Raw genomic sequence first — 18,131 nt, 5'->3', positions numbered from 1 at the left:
GTCAGTCGCGCTCCCGCTGAGCGCTCCGGGCGCGCTGGCCCGTGAGCTCGTCGGCCGGAACCCGACGCAGGTCGAGCGTGCGCGGGTACTCCGGAGCCATCGCCCGCGCCGCCCGCTCACGCGCCGCGGCGACGTCGATGCGACCGGGCGTGTGGCCGAACGGCTCGAAGCGCGTGGCCCGGCGGGCCTCCGCCTCGGCCGCGTTCACCGGCGGGTGCTCGTAGGCGCGACCGCCGGGATGCACGACGCGGTACGTGCAGCCTCCGAGCGAGACCTGGGCCTGCGTGTCGACGAGGTCGAAGCGCAGCGGCGAGTGCACCTCGATCGTGGGGTGCAGCGCCGACCACGGCTGCCACGCGCGATAGCGCACGCCGGCGTAGTACTCGCCGGGCGTACCGGTGGGGGTCAGTGGCACGGGGACACCATGGCACGTCACGAGGTACCGATCGAGGTCGACTCCCCGCACCAGGACCTGCAGTCGTTCCACCGAGGAGTCGACGTACCGGGCAGTGCCGCTGCCAGTCGCCTCCTCCCCCAGGACGTGCCACGGCTCGATGGCGCTGCGGAGCTCCAGCTCGACGTGCGTGCCCCGTGCCTCGATGAGGGTGCGACCCAGCCGCGGGAACCGGAACTCGACGAAGGGGTCGAGCCAGGTGCGCTCGAACTCGATCCCGTCGGCGCGCAGGTCCTCGACGACGCGACCGATGTCAGCGACGGCGCCCTGGGGCAGCAGGAAGTCCTCGTGCAGCGCGGTCCCCCAGCGCACCAGCGGATCGGTGTTCGGCCGTCGCCAGAACATCGAGACGAGCGAACGCACCAGGAGCGCCTGCACGAGGGCCATCTGCGGGTGCGGCGGCATCTCGAAGCCGCGCAGCTCCAGCAGCCCGAGACGACCCCGGGAGGAGTCGGGGCTGTAGAGCTTGTCGATGCAGAACTCGGCACGGTGCGTGTTGCCCGTGAGGTCGGTCAGCAGGTGCCGCAAGATGCGGTCGACGAGCCACGGCCGGGCCGGGAGGTCGCCGTCGTCCTCGCCATCGGCAGAGCCGTGGGCCAGACGCGAGAGCTCGCGCAGCGCGATGTCCATCTCGTACACGGCCTCGGGTCGACCCTCGTCGAAGCGCGGCGCCTGGCTCGTGGGGCCGATGAAGCGCCCGGAGAACAGGTACGAGAGCGACGGGTGCCGCTGCCAGTACGTGATGAGGCTGCCGAGCACGTCCGGCCGGCGCAGCAGCGGCGAGTCGGCGGGCGTGGGCCCGCCGAGGGTCAGGTGGTTGCCGCCACCGGTGCCCGTGTGGGACCCGTCGAGGTCGAACTTCTCGGTGCCCAGGCGGGTGCGCCGGGCGGCGTCGTACAGCGTGTCGGTCAGGTCGCGCAGCTCGCCCCACGTGCGCGTCGGCTGCAGGTTGACCTCGATGACGCCCGGGTCCGGCGTGACGACGAGCTGGGTGAGCCGGGAGTCCGGCGGCGGCGCGTAGCCCTCCAGCACGACGGGCGTGTCGAGGTCGGAGGCCACCTTCTCGATCGCCGCGACGAGCGTCGCGTAGTCCTCGAGCCGTTCGGTCGGCGGCAGGAAGACGTACACGAAGCCCTCACGGGCCTCGACCGTCAGGGCCGTGCGCGGGGCGTCGTGGGGCTCGACCCTCATGGCGCTCGGCAGCACGGTCGACAGCGGCGGTCCGGCCTCGAGGTAGGACGGGTCGCCCGAGGGCTCCGGCGGCTCCCACGAGACGGCGTCCAGGGGAAGCCGCAGGCCGACGGGCGAGTCGCCGGGCGCCAGGACCAGGCGGCCGCGGCGGAAGGTCCAACGCGGGCTCGTCCAGGTCTCTCCCGTCACGACCGGGACGACCCAGCCGGACGGCTCGGGCACGCCCGCGTCGAGTCCCGCCGCCCAGGTCGGGTCGAGGTGCTCGGGGACGTCGGCCGGCGGCTCGCCGTCCGGGCTGCGGAGGGCGGCCGTGAACGGGACGAGCGGGTCCTCCCACGCCGGGATCACGCGGTCGTCGCCGATGCCCACGGCCGCGGCGAAGGCGCGCGCGAGCGCCTCGGCCCGCGTCGGGGCGTCCGGGAGCGCCTCGGACTCCTGCCACGGGTCGGCGAGCAGCTCGGGACGCGACCAGAGGTCCTCCCCGTCGGTGCGCCACTGCAGGGCGACCTGCCAGCGAGGCAACGGCTCCCCCGGGTACCACTTGCCCTGGCCCCGGTGCACGACGCCGCCGCCGGCGTACGTCTCACGCAGGCGTGCCGCGAGCTCGCCCGCGAGGCGGCGCTTGTCGGGGCCGTCGGCGTCGGTCGTCCACTCGGCCGCCGTCATGTCGTCGATCGACACGAACGTGGGCTCGCCACCGGTCGTGAGCCGGACGTCGTCGGCCAGGAGCCGCTCGTCGACGAGCTCGCCGACTGCGTCGACACGAGCCCAGGCCTCGTCGGTGTACGGCAGCGTGACCCGGGGATCCTCGTGCACCCGGCGCACCACGTTGGAGAACGAGAACTCGACCTCGGCCGGCTCCATCTGGCCCGTGATCGGGGCGGCCGACGCGGGGTCGGGGGTCGCCGACAGCGGGATGTGGCCCTCCCCGGCGAACAGCGCCGACGTCGGGTCGAGACCGATCCAGCCGGCGCCGGGCACGTAGACCTCGGCCCAGGCGTGCAGGTCGGTGAAGTCCTCGACCGCACCCGTGGGTCCGTCGAGGGCCTGCGCCGCCAGCAGCGGGTCGGTCTTGAGCTGCACCAGATACCCGGAGACGAACCGCGCCGCCAGGCCGTACTGGCGCAGGAGCGAGACCAGCAGCCAGGCGCTGTCGCGGCACGATCCGATCGCGCGGGTCAAGGTCGTGTCGGGGGTCTGAACGCCGGGCTCCATGCGCACGGAGTACTCGACGTCGTGGTGCACGGCCGAGTTCAGGCCGACGAGGAAGTCGACGATCGGCACGCCGTCCTCGGGCAGCGCCGGGAGCGCCGACCGCCAGCTCGTGACGACCGGGCCGGGGCCCTCACCTGCTGACTCGGGCACGGGCGCGAGGTACGGGGCCAGGTCGGCGCGCAGGCCGGGCTCGTAGTCGAACGGGAAGCGCTCGGCGTACTCCTCGACGAAGAAGTCGAAGGGGTTGATGACCGTCAGGTCCGCGATCAGCCCCACCGTGACGTCCAGGTGGTCGACCGGCTCGGGGAACACGAGTCGGGCCATCCAGTTCCCGAACGGGTCCTGCTGCCAGTTGATGAAGTGGTTGGCCGGCTCGACCTGCAGCGAGTAGGCCTCGATCGGGGTGCGCGAGTGCGGTGCGGGCCGCAGGCGCACGACGTGCGGACTGAGGCGCACGGCGCGATCGAAGGTGTACGTCGTGCGGTGCTCGAGTCCGACCTTGATCGCCATGTGTCCACCCTGCACGACGCGCGTTACCTCCGCGTGTCGGGGGGAAAGGCAAGCCCGAACCGGTCCACCGGTGGTGGCGACTCAGGCGACGTCGACGAGGTAGTGCAGGACGACCCAGGCCACGGGGGCCACCATGATGAGGGAGTCGAGGCGGTCCATCAGGCCGCCGTGACCCGGCAGCAGGTCGCCCATGTCCTTGATGCCGATGTCGCGCTTGATGAGCGACTCCGACAGGTCGCCGAGGGTCGCCATGACGACGCTGGCGACGCCGAGCAGCACCCCGACCCACCAGTGCCCCTCGAGGGCGAGCACCACGACCGCCACGCCGGCGCCGATGCCGAACAGCAGCGAACCGGTGAAGCCCTCCCAGGACTTCTTCGGGCTGATCGTCGGCGCCATGGGGTGCTTGCCGAACAGGACGCCGGCGATGTAGCCGCCGGTGTCGGAGGCGATCGTTGCGACGATGAACGCCACGATGCGCCACGGGCCGTCGTCCTCGGCCAGCATGAGCAGCACGAAGACGCCCATGAGCGGCAGGTACGACAGGACGAAGAGCCCCGAGCTGACGTCGCGCACGAAGCCGTCGGCACCGTCGGTCAGGCGCCAGACGAGGGTGGCGATGACGGTGAGCGCCATCGCGAACGAGGCGGCCTCCATGTCGGTGTAGTACGACGACAGGAGCATCGCCGTGCCACCGACCGCGACCGGCAGGATCGGGATGCGGATGCCGGCGGTCGCGAACGCGCGCTTGAGCTCCCACATGCCGACGAGCAGCGCGACGACGACGACCGCGACGAAGAGGTCCTTGACGAAGAACAGCGACGCGACGACGGTCGCACCGAGGGTGACGCCCACGCCGATCGCGGCGGGAAGGTTGCGCCCGGCGCGCCCGTGGTCCTTCAGGGGCGCGACCGGGTCCGGCGGCGTGTCACCCGCGGACGGGGTCGAAGCCGCTGCACTCGAGTCGGTCATGGATCGACTCAGACCTCGAGGAGCTCGGCCTCTTTGCCCTTCAGCAGCTCGTCGATCGTGTCGACGTACTTCTTCGTGAGGGCATCGAGTCGCTTCTCCGCGCCGGTGTTGTCGTCCTGCGAGATCTCGGACTCCTTCTCGGCCTTGTCGAGCGTCTGCTTGGCGTTGCGGCGCACGGCGCGGACGGAGACCTTGCCCTCCTCGCCCTTCGTGCGGGCGAGCTTGATGTACTCCTTGCGGCGGTCCTCGGTGAGCTCCGGCAGGGTCACGCGCAGCACCTTGCCGTCGTCGGAGGGGTTCACGCCCAGGTCGGAGTCGCGGATCGCCCTCTCGATGGCAGCCTTGGCGCTCACGTCGTACGGGCTGATGATGACGGTGCGCGGCTCGGGGACCTGGAAGCCCGCGAGCTGCTGCAGCGGAGTGGGCGTGCCGTAGTAGTCGGCCGTGATCTGCGCGAACATCGCAGGGTGCGCCCGACCGGTCCGGATCGCCGCGAACTCCTCGCGGGTGTGCTCGACGGCCTTGCCCATCTTGTCGTCGGCCTCGCGGAGTGTCTGGTCGATCACGGTGCTTCTCCTGTAGTCGTTGCGGATCCTGCGTGGACCAGCGTGCCGATCCTCTCACCCCGCAGGGCGCGGGCGATATTTCCTTCGCCCTCCATCCCGAAGACGATCATCGGGAGCTTGTTCTCCATGCAGAGCGCGAACGCGGCCGCGTCGACGACCTTGAGGCCCCGCTGCAGGGCCTCGTCGAACGTGACGTCGTCGTACTTGCGGGCGTCGGGGGTGGTGCGGGGGTCCGCGTCGTAGACGCCGTCGACCCCGTTCTTGCTCATGAGGACGATGTCGGCCTTGATCTCGAGCGCACGCTGCGCCGAGACGGTGTCGGTCGAGAAGTACGGCATGCCGGCGCCAGCGCCGAAGATCACGACGCGCCCCTTCTCGAGGTGGCGCACCGCGCGGCGCGGGATGTAGGGCTCGGCGACCTGCGACATCGCGATCGCGGACTGCACGCGGGTCTCGACGCCCTGCTTCTCGATGAAGTCCTGCAACGCGAGGGCGTTCATGACAGTGCCCAGCATGCCGATGTAGTCGGCGCGTCCGCGCTCCATGCCTCGCTGGCTCAGCTCGGCGCCGCGGAAGAAGTTGCCACCGCCGACGACGATCGCGACCTCGACGCCGTCACGCACCGCCTCGGCGACCTGGGCCGCGATGCGGTTGACGACATCGGGGTCGATTCCGATGGCACCGCCACCGAAGACCTCACCGGACAGCTTGAGAAGGACGCGGCGAGCCATGGGACGAAATCCTATCGGACGCAGGAACGCCCCCGCCGGTGGCGGGGGCGTTCCTGGAGGGCCTGAGGGACTCAGGAGCCGATCTCGATGTGGGCGAAGCCGCTCAGCGTGACGCCGGCCTCGTCCAGGACGGCCTTGACCGTCTTCTTGTTGTCGGTGACCGACGGCTGCTCCAGCAGGACGACGTCCTTGAAGAAGCCGTTAACGCGACCCTCGGTGATCTTCGCGATCGCCTGCTCGGGCTTGCCCTCCTCGCGGGCGGTGGCCTCGGCGATCTCGCGCTCCTTGGCGACGACGTCCGCGGGGACGTCCTCACGGGTCAGGTAACGAGGACGCATCGCGGCGATCTGCATCGCGGCGCCGCGGGCGGCGTCGACGTTCTCGCCGGCGAACTCCACCAGCACGCCCACCGCGGGGGGCAGGTCGCTGGCGCGGCGGTGCAGGTACGTCGCGACCTGGCCGTCGAAGGTCGCGACGCGACCCAGCTCGAGCTTCTCGCCAATGACCGCGGCGAGCGAGCTGATCGTCTCGGCGACGCTCTTGCCGTCGTCGAGCGTGACCTTCGCGAACGCCTCGGCATCGGCCGGACGCTCGGCGTCGGCCGCCGCAGCCAGCTTGGTCGCGAGCTCGATGAACTGATCGTTCTTCGCGACGAAGTCGGTCTCGGAGTTGAGCTCGACGATCGCGTTGCCGGAGGCGGCGACCAGGCCCGAGGAGGCCTCGCGCTCGGCACCACGCTTGGCGGCCTTGGCCGCACCCGTGATGCGCAGGATCTCGACCGCGCGGTCGAAGTCACCCTCGGCCTCGGTCAGAGCCTTCTTGGCGTCCATCATGCCCGCGCCGGTGGCGTCGCGGAGCTTCTTGACATCTGCGGCGGCAATCGCCATGTGTCTCTACCTCGTTTCGGAGAAGTGAGAAGTGGAGTGGATCAGGACTCGGTGGTGGCGGCGTCCTCGGCGGGGGCGGCCTCGGCCTCGGCGGCCGGAGCCTCCTCGGCGGGAGCAGCCTCGACCGGAGCAGCCTCGGTGGCGGCCTCCGCAGCGGGAGCCTCCTCCGTGGCGGCCGGAGCGGCGGCCTCGGCGGCCGGGGTCTCCTCGGCGGACGTCAGCAGCTCGGCCTCCCACTCGGCCATCGGCTCGTTGGCGCCGAGCTCCTCGCCCGCCGACTCCTCGCCGGTCTTGGCGCCACCGCGGGACACGAGGCCCTCGGCGACGGCGTCGGCGATGACGCGGGTCAGCAGCGCGACGGAGCGGATGGCGTCGTCGTTGCCCGGGATCGGGTAGTCGACCTCATCGGGATCGCAGTTGGTGTCGAGGATCGCGACGATCGGGATGCCGAGCTTCTTGGCCTCGTCGACCGCGAGGTGCTCCTTCTTGGTGTCGACGATCCAGAGGGCCGCCGGCGTGCGCGACATGTCGCGGATGCCGCCCAGGGTGCGCGAGAGCTTGTCGAACTCGCGGCGCATCTGGAGGAGCTCCTTCTTCGTGCGACCCGAGCCCGAGACCTGGTCGAAGTCGACGTCCTCGAGCTCCTTCATGCGCTGGAGGCGCTGGTGCATCGTGGTGAAGTTGGTGAGCATGCCGCCGAGCCAACGCTGGTTGACGTAGGGCATGCCGACGCGGGTGGCCTGCTCCTGGATCGGCTCCTGCGCCTGGCGCTTGGTGCCGACGAACAGGATCGTGCCGCCACGGGCCACGGTGTTCTTGACGAACTCGTAGCCGGCATCGATGTACGCCAGCGACTGCTGGAGGTCGATGATGTAGATGCCGTTGCGCTCGGTGAAGATGAAGCGCTTCATCTTGGGGTTCCAGCGGCGAGTCTGGTGCCCGAAGTGGACACCGCTCTCGAGCAGCTGTCGCATGGTCACGACGGCCATGGTGATCTCTCGTTTCTGGGCACGACGGCCCGATCCTGGTTGACGCACAGACACGGTGCCTGCGCCCTGGTGTCGTGACGGGGCCCACCGAACCCTGAGCTGCGGGGGACGGACCAGGACCTCGCCCGCGGTGACCCTGCTCCGGGCGGGGCCCGGGCAGCATCGGTGCGGATGACGACACGCGAAGTCACCTCCGAGGGAGGTGCTGAGGCCATCGTAGGCCACGAGACCGGGCGGAACGAAATCCGCAGGCGTCCACAGGGCTCCTGCGTCCACAGCGGAGACGGCGGACCTGGCGTCGACCCGCGTCGCGCGCTGACGTGGACCCATGAGATTCCTGCGACCCGCCGTGGCTGCCGTGCTCGTCGCCGCGCTCGCGGGCGGCGCCGCTCCGGCGGCCGGCTCGGACGACGCGTGGACCTGGCCGCTCGCCGGGCGCGCGGTCGATCGCGGGTTCGAGCCGCCCCCGGGGCCGTACGCGGCGGGGCACCGGGGCGTCGACCTGCGCGGCACGCCCGGCGAACCCGTGCTCGCGGTGGCGCCCGGCACCGTGGCCTTCGTGGGCGAGGTCGCGGGGACCCCGGTCGTCACCGTCAGCCACGGCACGGAGAGGTCGACCTACCAGCCCGTGCGGGCGACCGTCGAGGTCGGACGCAGCGTGGACGCCGGCCAGACGGTCGGCACGCTGCTGCCCGGTCACCGCGGCTGTGGATCGTCCGCGTGCCTCCACCTCGGTCGCGTCGAGGGCGAGACCTACCTGGACCCGTCGCTCCTGCTGGCCGGTCGCTATCGCCTCATCAGCCCGGACGGCCCTCCCCCGGCCCCGCCGCGGACGGGCACCGGAGTACTGGCCCTGCCGGTCGACGCACCCGTCACGTCGGCCTTCGGCCTGCGGGTGCACCCCGTCACCGGCGAGTCGCGCCAGCACGACGGTCTCGACCTCGGCGCACCGTGCGGCACCCCCGTGGCCGCCGCCGCCGCAGGAACGGTGCGCAGCGCCGGCCCGTCGGGCGGCTACGGGCTCCGCGTCGAGATCGACCACGGCGGAGGCCGCGTCACCTCCTACAGCCACCTGAGCTCGGCCCAGGTCGCCGCGGGCGGCAGCGTCGCGGCCGGCCAGCCCGTCGCCCGGGTCGGCATCACCGGCACCTCGACCGGCTGCCACCTGCACTTCTCGGTGCACGACCACGGCGCCGCCGTCGACCCGGCCCCGCTGCTGTGAGCCGGCGGCGCCCTCACGCCCGGGGGTGTGCCTGACGGAAGGCGGCGCGGAGGCGTTCGTTGCTCACGTGCGTGTAGATCTGGGTCGTGCCGATCGAGGCGTGCCCCAGCACCTCCTGCACCGAGCGGAGGTCGGCCCCGCCCTCGAGCAGGTGGGTGGCCGCGGTGTGCCGCAGGCCGTGGGGCCCGAGGTCCGCGATGCCCTCGACCTCCCCCAGGCGACGGTGCACGACCTCGCGCACGGTGCGCGGGTCGATGCGCCCCCCGCGCACGCCGAGGAACACGGCCGGGCCGCTGGACTCGGTCACGATCTGCGGTCGCCCGTGCTGGAGCCACGCGTCGAGGGCGTCCTGGGCGGGCAGACCGAACGGCACGGTGCGCTCCTTGCGCCCCTTGCCGAAGACCCGCACCACGCGGCGCCCGGTGTCGATGTCGTCACGGTCCAGACCCACGAGCTCGCCGACGCGGATGCCGGTCGCGTAGAGAACCTCCAGGATGGCGAGGTCGCGAGTGCCGGTCACGGCATCGGTCTCGATGCGCTCGGCCGCCGCGTCCAGGACCGCTCGCACGTCGGTCGCGCTGAGCGTCGCGGGCAGCTCGCGTCGGGCGGCAGGTGAGGCCAGCAACGCCGCCGCGTCGTTCTCGGCCCGGCCGGTGCGGCGGAGCCAGGCGGTGAAGACGCGCAGCGACGTGCTGCGCCGCGCCAGGGTCGAGCGCGCGCGGCCGAGCGACTTCTGCTGCGCGAGATGGCTGCGCATCGTGCGGATCGTCAGGTCGGCGGGGTCCCGGACCCCGAGCCGCTCGGCGTGCTCGGCGAGGCCCCTGACGTCGGTCACGTAGCCGCGGACGGTGTGCGGGGTCAGGTCGCGCTCGAGCGTCAGGTGACGCTCGTAGTCGTCGATCACCCGGTCCCAGGCCGCCTCGTCCTCGCTCACGACACCAGCATGGACGCGCCGCTCGGAGACCGGGGACCGCCACGCCGGGCCCGTCACGCGGGGACGTCGCGCGCGACCACCCACCCGCCGGAGGTCCGTCGGGCACAGCCGCGGCGCTCGAGCATCGAGAGACCTGCTCGCACCGTGCGGACCGGCAGCTCCAGGACGACCGTCAGGTCACCGATGCCGAGCCCGCTCTCGCGAGCGAGGGCCTGGTGGATGAGCCGGGCCTCGTCGGTGAGGGCGTCGCTCGGCGCCTGGTCGGCCCAGCCGAGGCCGTCGAGCTCCTCGGCGACGTCGTCGGACGAGGTCACGAGGACCGCCTCGCCACGCCGGACGGCCAGGTGCGTGCCGCTCGACTGCTGCGAGAGCACGGGTCCGGGGACCGCCATCGAGGCGCGACCGAGCCGGTCCGCCCAGCGCAGGGTGTTGAGCGAGCCGCTGCGTGCCGCCGCCTCGACCACCACCGTGCCCGCCCCCAGGGCGGCGATGATGCGGTTGCGCGTCAGGAAGCGATGTCGCAGCGGCTCGGTGCCCGGTGGGTGCTCGCTGACGATCCAGCCGACCTCGGCGATGCGGTCGAGCAGGTTCGTGTGCGCCCGGGGGTAGGCGACGTCGACCCCGCAGGCGAGCACCGCCACGGTGCGTCCGGACACCCCCAGGGCACCGCGGTGGGCGCAGCCGTCGATGCCGAAGGCGGCACCGCTGACCACCGTCCAGCCGCGGTCGGCCAGGTCGGCCCCGAGGTCGCTCGCGACCTCCGCTCCGTAGGTCGTGCAGGCTCGGGCGCCGACGACGGACACCGCGCGCGTCAGCTCGGGCCGGCCCTCGCCGCGGACCCAGAGACCCCATGGCGCCAGCCCCGGGTCGTCGACGGCGTCGAGGTCGTCGAGCGCGACGGGCCACGCCGACCGCCCGGGGACGACCCAGCAGGCACCGGAGTCGGCGCCAGCCGCGAGGACCCGGTCGGGCGGTGACGACCGGAGGCGCTCCCGCCACTCCCCGGGCACCTCCGGAGTGCCCGACTCGCCGCGGCACGCGGCGGCGACCGCGGTCACGCCGTGCGTGCGGACGACCTCCCGCATCGTCACGTCGAGCGGCTCGGTGGCGATCGACAGCGTCAGCAGGTCGTGCTCGCGGCTCGTCATGCGGCCACCAGAGCCCTCATGGCGGCGTCGAGCGGGAGGTCCGAGCGCAGGCTCAACGCCGTGCGCACGTCGTTGGCGTCAGGTCGGTCGTGCTCGTGCAGGTCGGCGACGCTCCAGGCCAGCCGCAGGACCCGGTCGGCCGAGCGCGGGTTGAGCTTGTCGGCGCGGAGCTGTCGGTCGAGCAGGAGCCGCGCGTCGTCGGTGAGGGGCCAGGAGCGGCGCAGCTCGGGACCCGGGACGTCGGCGTTGACCCGCCACGGCGTGCCGTCGTAACGACGGCGCTGCCGTGCACGCGCCGAGAGCACCATCCCGGCGAGATCGTGCGTGCCTCGGCTCGTGGCGAGCGTCTCGACCAGCTCGGGCCGGCTCGGCGTCGTCAGCGTGCGTCGGATGTCGATGCGGTCGCGGATGGGCCCCGAGATCTTCTCGCCGTACCGCCGCCGCATCGCGGGACTGCACCGACAGGTCGATCCTCGGGTCGCCCCCTGCCCGCACGGGCAAGGGTTCGCGGCAATGACCAGCTGGAATCGCGCGGGATACACGATGGTCTGCGCGGCCCGGGCGACCACGATGCGACCGCTCTCGAGGGGTTGCCGGAGCGCCTCGAGCACGTTGATCGCGAACTCCGGCGCCTCGTCGAGGAAGAGCACGCCCCGATGGGCCAGGCTCATCGCTCCCGGCCGCACCAGGCGGCTGCCCCCGCCGACGATCGCCGCCGCGCTGGCCGTGTGGTGCGGGTCGAGGAACGGCGGGCGGACCAGCAGGGGCACGTCGGACGGCAGGAGCCCGGCCACCGAGTGCACCGCGCTCACCTCGATCGCGTCCGATCGCTCGAGGTCGGGCAGGAGGCCCGGCAGCCGCTGCGCCAGCATGGTCTTGCCCACCCCGGGCGGTCCGACCATCGAGAGGTGGTGCCCGCCCACGGCGGCGACCAGCACCGCGAGGCGGACGTCCTCGTGACCCGCCACGTCGGCGAGGTCGAGCCCGGTGAGTCGTTCGATGGAGCCCCACGGCTGGGCCGACGGCGGGTCGATCGGCGGCACTGGCGGGTCGTCCGGGACCTCGTCGCCCGTCATCATCGCGACGAGCTGACGCAGCGAGCGGACGCCGGTGACGACGATGCCCTCGACCAGCTCGGCCTCGGGGACGTTCACCTCCGGCACGACGATGTGGGTGCACCCGGCCTCCGCTGCCGCCAGCGTCGCGGGCAGCACGCCCGGCACGGCGCGCAGGCGGCCGTCGAGGGCCAGCTCACCCACGAAGGCGGTGCCGACGAGCTCGTCGGCCGGGACGGCGCGTTGCGCTGCCAGCACGGCGATCGCGATGGGCAGGTCGTAGTGCGACCCCGTCTTGGGCAGCGTCGACGGAGCCAGGTTGACCGTGATGCGCTGGTCGGGCCACGGCACTCCGGAGTTCATGACCGCCGACTTGCACCGGTCGCGCGCCTCGTTGACGGTCGCGTCCGGGAGTCCCACGATGACGGTGCGTGGCAGGCCGCCCACGATGTCGGCCTCGACCTCGATCGGCCGACCGGTCAGCCCGTCGAGCGTGACCGAGATGGCACGCCCCGACATCAGGCCACGCCCCGGATCAGGTCGACCTCGGCCGCGCCGCTGCGGGGCACCAGCACGCTGACCAGGTCGATGCGCACGGCGGGCGGGTGCACGTCGTGCGTCTCGAGCCAGGCCTGGGCCAGACGGCGCAGCCGGTTGGCCTTGTGCGTCGTGACCGCCTCGGTGGGTGGTCCGAACGTCAAGTTGCTGCGCGTCTTGACCTCGCAGATCACGAGCGTCGTGCCGTCGCGAGCCACGATGTCGATCTCACCGAACCGGCACCGCCAGTTGCGGTCGAGGATCACGAGGCCGGAGGCCACGAGGTGGTCGGCCGCGATGCGTTCGCCGTAGGAACCGAGGGCCTGGTTGCGCGCGTAGGTCATGCACCGAGCGTCGCTGCGCGCGCGGGCCGGCACGAGGACCCGGAACGGCGCTGTGGACGCCCGAGCCCTGTGGAGGACGAGCATCGCGGACTAGGAGTTGGGCGGCACCTTGAAGTCGGAGTCCTGGAGCTCCTCGACGTTGACGTCCTTGAACGTCAGGACCTTGACCTGCTTCGCGAAGCGCGCGGGACGGTAGATGTCCCACACCCACGCGTCGGTCAGCGTGACCTCGAAGTAGGCGTCGCCCGTCTCGGAGCGCACCTTCACGTCGACCGCGTTGCAGAGGTAGAAGCGCCGGTCGGTCTCGACGACGTACTTGAAGATCTTCACGACGTCGCGGTACTCGCGGTACAGCGCCAGCTCGGCCTCGGCCTCGAACCGCTCCAGGTCCTCGGTGCTCATGTCTGGCTCCCCTGCTCGTTCTGGACGGTCCCGGTCGTGGTGGTCTGGGTCTGCGCCTGGGTCAACGCTCGCACGTTGGCCCAGGTGGCGCGGTGCACGGGGCAGGGACCGTGCTGCTGCAGCGCCGCCTCGTGCAGCGCCGTGTTGTACCCCTTGTGCGTCTCGAACTCGTAGTGCGGGTACTGCTCGTGGAGGTCGACCATGAGCGCGTCCCGGGTGACCTTCGCAACCACCGAGGCCGCAGCGATCGAGGCGGCGACCCTGTCGCCCTTCCACATCGCGAGCCCCGGCACGCCGAGACCGTCGACCGGAAACCCGTCGGTCAGCACGTAGCCCGGGCGCACGTGCAGCCGGGCGAGGGCGCGACGCAGCGCCTCGATGTTGGCGGGCTGGATGCCCATGCGGTCGCAGTCCTGCGGCGAGATCACGACCACGGCGACGTCCACGGCGCGCTCGAGGACGAGCTCGTAGCAACGCTCGCGCCGCGCAGCGGTCAGCAGCTTGGAGTCGGCCAGCCCGGGGATCTCGCGGTCGAGGACCACGGCCGCTGCCACCAGGGGGCCGGCACAGGCGCCACGCCCTGCCTCGTCGACACCGGCGACGGGGGTCAGGCCGCGCCGCTCGAGGGCGCGCTCGTAGCCGTACAGGCCGGCGTCACGACGGATCGTGCGTCCACGCAGACGGGTCGTCATCGCGGGTCAGCCTCGCCCCGGTCAGCTCGGCGGGGAGTCGGGCACGTCGTCGAACGCGTCGACGTCGCCGAGTCCCCCGAGGCGATTGAGCGGCCACACCCGGACCCAGGCGATGCCCACGACGTCGTCGACCTGCACCTGGCCGCCGCCCGGGTCGCCCAGGTGGGCGACCGAGTCGGCCGAGTTGTCACGGTTGTCGCCCATGACCCAGAGGTAGCCGTCCTTGACGACGACGTCGAACTCGCGATTGCGGATGACGGTCGGGTCGAGCACGTACGGCTCGTCGATCGGCTGGCCGTTGACGATGAGGCGGCCGCTGCCGTCGCAGCACTGCACGTGGTCGCCGCCGACACCGATGACGCGCTTGATCAGGTGGTTGCCGGTGGGGAAGAGACCGATCGTCTCGAGCCCCTTCTGCACGAAGTTCGGGTCGGACGGCTCGACCTGACCGGCCAGCCATCCCCCGGGATCGTCGAAGACGACGATGTCGCCGCGCTCGGGCTCACCGGTCCAGAGGGAGACCTTCTGGACGAGGAGCTTGTCGTTGACCAGCAGCGTGGGCTGCATCGACTCCGACGGGATGTAGAACGCCTGGAGGAAGAACGACTTGACCACGATCGCCATGACGGTGGCGATCGCGACCAGGAGCAGGGACTCCTGCCAGATCGGCAGACCGCGCCGCTGACGGTGCTCTTTGCTCGTGGCCACCGGGGAAGCGTAACGGGGCGGGCCGAAGGCCCGCCCCGTGACACACGCTCTGCGCGATCAGATGTCGCGCTTCTCCTTGATCTTCGCGGCCTTGCCGCGAAGGTTGCGCAGGTAGTAGAGCTTCGCGCGGCGCACGTCGCCGCGGGTGGCGACCTCGATCGACTCGATGATCGGGGTGTGGAGCGGGAAGGTGCGCTCGACGCCGACGCCGAAGCTGACCTTGCGGACCGTGAAGGTGCGGCCGATGCCCGAGCCCTGCACCTTGATGCAGACGCCCTGGAAGACCTGGACGCGGGAGCGGTTGCCCTCGACGACCTTGACGTTCACCTTGAGGGTGTCGCCGGCGCGGAAGTCGGGGACGTCGTCGCGGCGGGACTCCGCGGCGAGCTGGTCGACGATGTTGGTCATGATGTGCTCCTCGTGGGTGCCACAGGTCACCGACGGTCGGTCAGAAGATGGTCGCCTCTCGCGCTGGTGGCGAGAGGGAGGTCGGCGTGAGTGGTCGCGACCCCTGTGGCAGAGGCGACCACGCCGAGGGTCAATGTTGCCACACCGCAGCGTTCCCGGAGAAATCGGGGCGTCCTGCGGGTGGACGGCGGAACGCCCGCCGGAGCGTGTCCGACGGGCGTTCCTGATCCAGATCGGGCCCGAGCCCGTTCAGGTGTGTGGGGTCAGTCGAAGGCGTAGCCCTCGCCGTGCAGCACCGTGTCGATGCCGGCGATCTCGTCCTCCTCCTTGGCGCGGAAGCCGATCGTCTTCTCGATCGCGAAGCCGATGATGTAGGCGACGACGAACGAGAACACGATGATCGTGAGCGAGGACAGGATCTGGGCGATCAGCAGGTCCGTCTCGCCACCGAAGAACAGGCTGCCACCCGTGAGCGTCTCCGAGCCGAAGAAGCCGATGTAGACACAGCCGATGAAGCCGGCGACCAGGTGGATGCCGACGACGTCGAGCGTGTCGTCGAAGCCGAGCTTGAACTTCAGGTCGACCGCGAGGGCGCAGACGACACCCGAGACGACGCCGAGCACGAGGGCCCAGACGGGGGTCAGGAAGGCGCAGGCCGGCGTGATGGCGACGAGACCGGTGACGACGCCCGAGGCGGCGCCGACCGCGGTGGCCTTGCCGTCACGGAAGGTCTCGACGACGATCCAGCCGATCAGCGCGGCGGCCGGGGTGATCAGCGTGTTGAAGAAGATCAGCGAGGTCTGGCCCTCGTCGGCGCCGTAGACGCCGGTGTTGAAGCCGAACCAGCCGAACCACAGGATCGCGGCACCGATGAGCACGAGCGGCACGTTGTGCGGCTTCGACTCCTCCTTGGAGAAGCCGACCTTGCGCTTGCCGAGCACCAGCGCCAGCGCCAGGGCAGCAGCACCCGCGGACTGGTGGATGATCGTGCCGCCGGCCCAGTCGAGCGCAGCGCCGAAGCCGAAGACGTCGTTGGCGAGCCAGCCGTAGAAGTTGCCGTCGGCGTCGACGCCGAAGAGCCAGCGGAACGTCGGGAACACGACGAAGGTCGCGAACAGGGCCGCGAAGAGCATCCAGGGCCAGAACCGCGCACGGTCGGCGACGGCGCCCGAGACGAGGGCCACCGTGATGATGCAGAACGCGACGAGGAAGGCGTGGCCACCGAAGAGGTTGCCGGCGTCGCCGCTGCCGGCCGACGTCACGAGGTCGGTCATGCCGAAGTCCTCGAACGGGTTGCCGAAGTACTCGCTGCCGCCGCTCGTGCCGTTGCCGGCGATGCCGGTGCCGCCGTAGAGCACGTAGAGGACCGTGACGACCGCGATCGAGCCGAAGCTCAGCATCATCATCGACACCACGGACTTGGCCTTGACCAGTCCGCCGTAGAAGAACGCGAGTCCTGGTGTCATAAAGAGCACGAGAGCCGTGCAGATCAGCTGCCAGGAAAGATCGACTGACATTTCAACCTCATTTGCCTATTGGGGGAGAGCCATCGTCAGGGCAGCGTCCTTGCTGCTCTCACTGCGCCGTCAGTCTGGCGGCGCGAGATTCCCTCAGGCTTGCCTCAGCATCACGCTGGTGTTACGACATCCGAACCTGTGTGAACAGGAGGTAACGCCGGGCGGTGACGGCGCGTCAAGGCAGGAGGTCGGGGCGACGCTCGCGCGTCCGCTCCAGCGACTGCTCCCGGCGCCAGGCGGCGACGTGGCCGTGGTGGCCGGACAGGAGGACCTCGGGCACGTCACGCCCGCGCCAGGTGGCCGGCTTGGTGTAGACGGGGTACTCCAGCAGGCCGTCGGTGCCGTGCGACTCCTCGGCGATCGACTCCGGGTTGCCCATGAAGCCCGGCAGCAGGCGCACGACGGCCTCGATCACCGCGAGCGCGGCGACCTCTCCCCCGTTGAGCACGAAGTCGCCCAGCGAGACCTCCTCGACGCGCCACCGCGTGCCGGCCTCGTCGATGACCCGCTGGTCGATGCCCTCGTACCGTCCGCACGCGAACACCAGGTGATGCTCATGGCTCAGTCGCTCGGCGTCGGCCTGGCGGAAGGGGCGTCCCGACGGGGTGGGCACGAGGACGACGCAGTCGTCGGTCGTGACGGCGTCGAGCGCCTGTCCCCAGGGCTCGGGCTTCATGACCATGCCCGCTCCCCCGCCGTAGGGGGTGTCGTCGACCGTGTGGTGGCGGTCGGTCGCCCACTGCCGCAGGTCGTGGACACCGAGCTCGATCAGTCCGCGCTCGCGAGCCTTGCCCGGCAGGGACAGGTCGAGCGGAGCGAGGTAGTCGGGGAAGATCGTGACGACGTCGATGCGCATCAGGTCTCCACGACCTCCGCGGCACCCGGGTCGAGCAGGCCGGGCCGGTCGACGACGACCAGGTGGCCGGCGTCGAGGTCGACCTCCGGCACGAGCGCCGTCACGAACGGCACGAGCACCTCCGCGCCGTCGACGTCGACGACCAGGAGGTCCTGGCTCGGCAGGTGGTCGACGCGGACGACCGCGCCGATGGCGGGGCCGTCGGCGCTGCCGACGCGCACGGCGAGGCCGACGAGCTGCCGGTCGTAGTAGGCGTCGTCGTCGGGCACGTCGGCCTCGTCGACGACCGACTCCAGCACCTGTCCGTGCAGGGTCTCGGCGTCGTTGCGGTCAGGCACCTCGGCGAAGCGCACGACGAGCTTGCTGCCCTGCTGCCGCGTGGCGGCGATGGTCAGCGTGCGTCCCCCGGACGCGACGACGGACGAGCCCGGCGCCAGGCGGCGCTCGGGCTCGTCCGTGCGGACGTCGACGGCCAGCTCACCACGGATGCCGTGGGCCCGGCCGATGCGGCCGACGACCACCGAGACGGTCATCGACTCAGACCTCAGCGACGTCGGTCGACGTCGACGAAGTCGATGCGGGCGGCGTCGCCGGCGACCGCGGCGGTCACGGTACGGATCGCCGAGGCCGTGCGGCCCTGGCGTCCGATGACCTTGCCGAGGTCCTCGGCGTTGACGCGCACCTCGAAGAGGTCACCACGTCGGGTCTGCTTGGCTCGCACGTCGACCTCGTCGGGGTGAGCGACGATGCCGGCCACGAGGTGCTCGATGACCTCGACGATGGGTGCAGCCAC

At 71.5% G+C, this 18,131-nt stretch carries 19 protein-coding genes; 1 reads left to right on the top strand and 18 read right to left on the bottom strand.

Going from position 1 to position 18,131, the window contains the following annotated elements:
• Window position 1 precedes the first annotated feature (1 nt).
• The 6 genes from LO931_RS11490 to rpsB form a co-directional block, all read right to left on the bottom strand.
• Window positions 2-3,370 (bottom strand): DUF2126 domain-containing protein, encoded by a 3,369-nt coding sequence (locus LO931_RS11490; RefSeq protein WP_229053736.1) that lies wholly within the window; start codon window positions 3,368-3,370, stop codon window positions 2-4.
• Between the two features lie 81 nt (window positions 3,371-3,451).
• Window positions 3,452-4,342 (bottom strand): phosphatidate cytidylyltransferase, encoded by an 891-nt coding sequence (locus LO931_RS11485; RefSeq protein WP_229053735.1) that lies wholly within the window; start codon window positions 4,340-4,342, stop codon window positions 3,452-3,454.
• Between the two features lie 8 nt (window positions 4,343-4,350).
• Window positions 4,351-4,872 carry a ribosome recycling factor gene (frr, locus tag LO931_RS11480; protein ID WP_370636125.1) on the bottom strand — a complete coding sequence of 174 codons (522 nt, stop codon included), beginning with the start codon at window positions 4,870-4,872 and terminating at the stop codon, window positions 4,351-4,353.
• Window positions 4,873-4,904: 32 nt separating this feature from the next.
• A complete protein-coding gene (pyrH, locus tag LO931_RS11475; RefSeq protein WP_229053734.1) occupies window positions 4,905-5,639 on the bottom strand; it encodes a UMP kinase in 735 nt (244 codons plus the stop codon).
• 71 nt (window positions 5,640-5,710) lie between these two features.
• Entirely contained in the window at window positions 5,711-6,526 is an 816-nt protein-coding gene (gene tsf, locus LO931_RS11470; protein ID WP_229053733.1) for a translation elongation factor Ts, read from the bottom strand.
• Between the two features lie 41 nt (window positions 6,527-6,567).
• Window positions 6,568-7,515 (bottom strand): 30S ribosomal protein S2, encoded by a 948-nt coding sequence (rpsB, locus tag LO931_RS11465; protein ID WP_229053732.1) that lies wholly within the window; start codon window positions 7,513-7,515, stop codon window positions 6,568-6,570.
• Window positions 7,516-7,843: 328 nt separating this feature from the next.
• Here rpsB and LO931_RS11460 point away from each other — a divergent pair, with 328 nt between their 5' ends.
• Complete coding sequence (locus tag LO931_RS11460) at window positions 7,844-8,737, top strand: peptidoglycan DD-metalloendopeptidase family protein (protein ID WP_229053731.1); 894 nt, start codon at window positions 7,844-7,846, stop codon at window positions 8,735-8,737.
• Window positions 8,738-8,750: 13 nt separating this feature from the next.
• Here LO931_RS11460 and LO931_RS11455 read toward each other — a convergent pair whose 3' ends face one another.
• The 12 genes from LO931_RS11455 to LO931_RS11400 all read right to left on the bottom strand — a co-directional run bounded on the left by LO931_RS11455 (window position 8,751) and on the right by LO931_RS11400 (window position 18,131).
• The gene (locus LO931_RS11455; protein WP_229053730.1) at window positions 8,751-9,671 is read right to left on the bottom strand and encodes a tyrosine recombinase XerC; all 921 of its coding nucleotides are present in this window, start codon (window positions 9,669-9,671) and stop codon (window positions 8,751-8,753) included.
• A gap of 53 nt (window positions 9,672-9,724) precedes the next feature.
• Window positions 9,725-10,819 carry a DNA-processing protein DprA gene (gene dprA, locus LO931_RS11450; RefSeq protein ID WP_229053729.1) on the bottom strand — a complete coding sequence of 365 codons (1,095 nt, stop codon included), beginning with the start codon at window positions 10,817-10,819 and terminating at the stop codon, window positions 9,725-9,727.
• A complete protein-coding gene (locus tag LO931_RS11445) occupies window positions 10,816-12,393 on the bottom strand; it encodes a YifB family Mg chelatase-like AAA ATPase (protein WP_229053728.1) in 1,578 nt (525 codons plus the stop codon). The genes dprA and LO931_RS11445 overlap by 4 nt, the downstream gene beginning before the upstream one ends.
• On the bottom strand, window positions 12,393-12,755 hold the full coding sequence (locus LO931_RS11440; protein WP_229053727.1) for a YraN family protein: 363 nt from the start codon (window positions 12,753-12,755) through the stop codon (window positions 12,393-12,395). Before LO931_RS11440 ends, LO931_RS11445 begins: the two co-directional genes overlap by 1 nt.
• A 90-nt stretch (window positions 12,756-12,845) precedes the next feature.
• On the bottom strand, window positions 12,846-13,157 hold the full coding sequence (locus LO931_RS11435; protein ID WP_229053726.1) for a DUF2469 domain-containing protein: 312 nt from the start codon (window positions 13,155-13,157) through the stop codon (window positions 12,846-12,848).
• A complete protein-coding gene (locus LO931_RS11430; RefSeq protein ID WP_229053725.1) occupies window positions 13,154-13,849 on the bottom strand; it encodes a ribonuclease HII in 696 nt (231 codons plus the stop codon). The genes LO931_RS11435 and LO931_RS11430 overlap by 4 nt, the downstream gene beginning before the upstream one ends.
• Before the next feature lie 21 nt (window positions 13,850-13,870).
• Window positions 13,871-14,557 (bottom strand): signal peptidase I, encoded by a 687-nt coding sequence (gene lepB, locus LO931_RS11425; protein ID WP_229053724.1) that lies wholly within the window; start codon window positions 14,555-14,557, stop codon window positions 13,871-13,873.
• Window positions 14,558-14,614: 57 nt separating this feature from the next.
• Window positions 14,615-14,965, bottom strand: a complete 351-nt coding sequence (rplS, locus tag LO931_RS11420; RefSeq protein WP_229053723.1) for a 50S ribosomal protein L19 — start codon at window positions 14,963-14,965, stop codon at window positions 14,615-14,617.
• A 263-nt stretch (window positions 14,966-15,228) separates the two neighbouring features.
• Window positions 15,229-16,482, bottom strand: a complete 1,254-nt coding sequence (locus LO931_RS11415; protein WP_229053722.1) for an ammonium transporter — start codon at window positions 16,480-16,482, stop codon at window positions 15,229-15,231.
• A gap of 175 nt (window positions 16,483-16,657) precedes the next feature.
• A complete protein-coding gene (gene trmD, locus LO931_RS11410) occupies window positions 16,658-17,338 on the bottom strand; it encodes a tRNA (guanosine(37)-N1)-methyltransferase TrmD (protein ID WP_229053721.1) in 681 nt (226 codons plus the stop codon).
• Window positions 17,338-17,871 carry a ribosome maturation factor RimM gene (gene rimM / locus LO931_RS11405; protein WP_229053720.1) on the bottom strand — a complete coding sequence of 178 codons (534 nt, stop codon included), beginning with the start codon at window positions 17,869-17,871 and terminating at the stop codon, window positions 17,338-17,340. The genes trmD and rimM overlap by 1 nt, the downstream gene beginning before the upstream one ends.
• Window positions 17,872-17,882: 11 nt before the next feature.
• Window positions 17,883-18,131, bottom strand: coding sequence for an RNA-binding protein (locus LO931_RS11400; protein ID WP_229053719.1), 249 nt, complete (start codon window positions 18,129-18,131; stop codon window positions 17,883-17,885).

It is taken from the genome of Aeromicrobium sp. Leaf350, from assembly GCF_916858655.1.
In the GTDB taxonomy this organism is placed as follows: domain Bacteria; phylum Actinomycetota; class Actinomycetes; order Propionibacteriales; family Nocardioidaceae; genus Aeromicrobium.
This window is presented reverse-complemented; position numbering and strand designations above follow the sequence as displayed.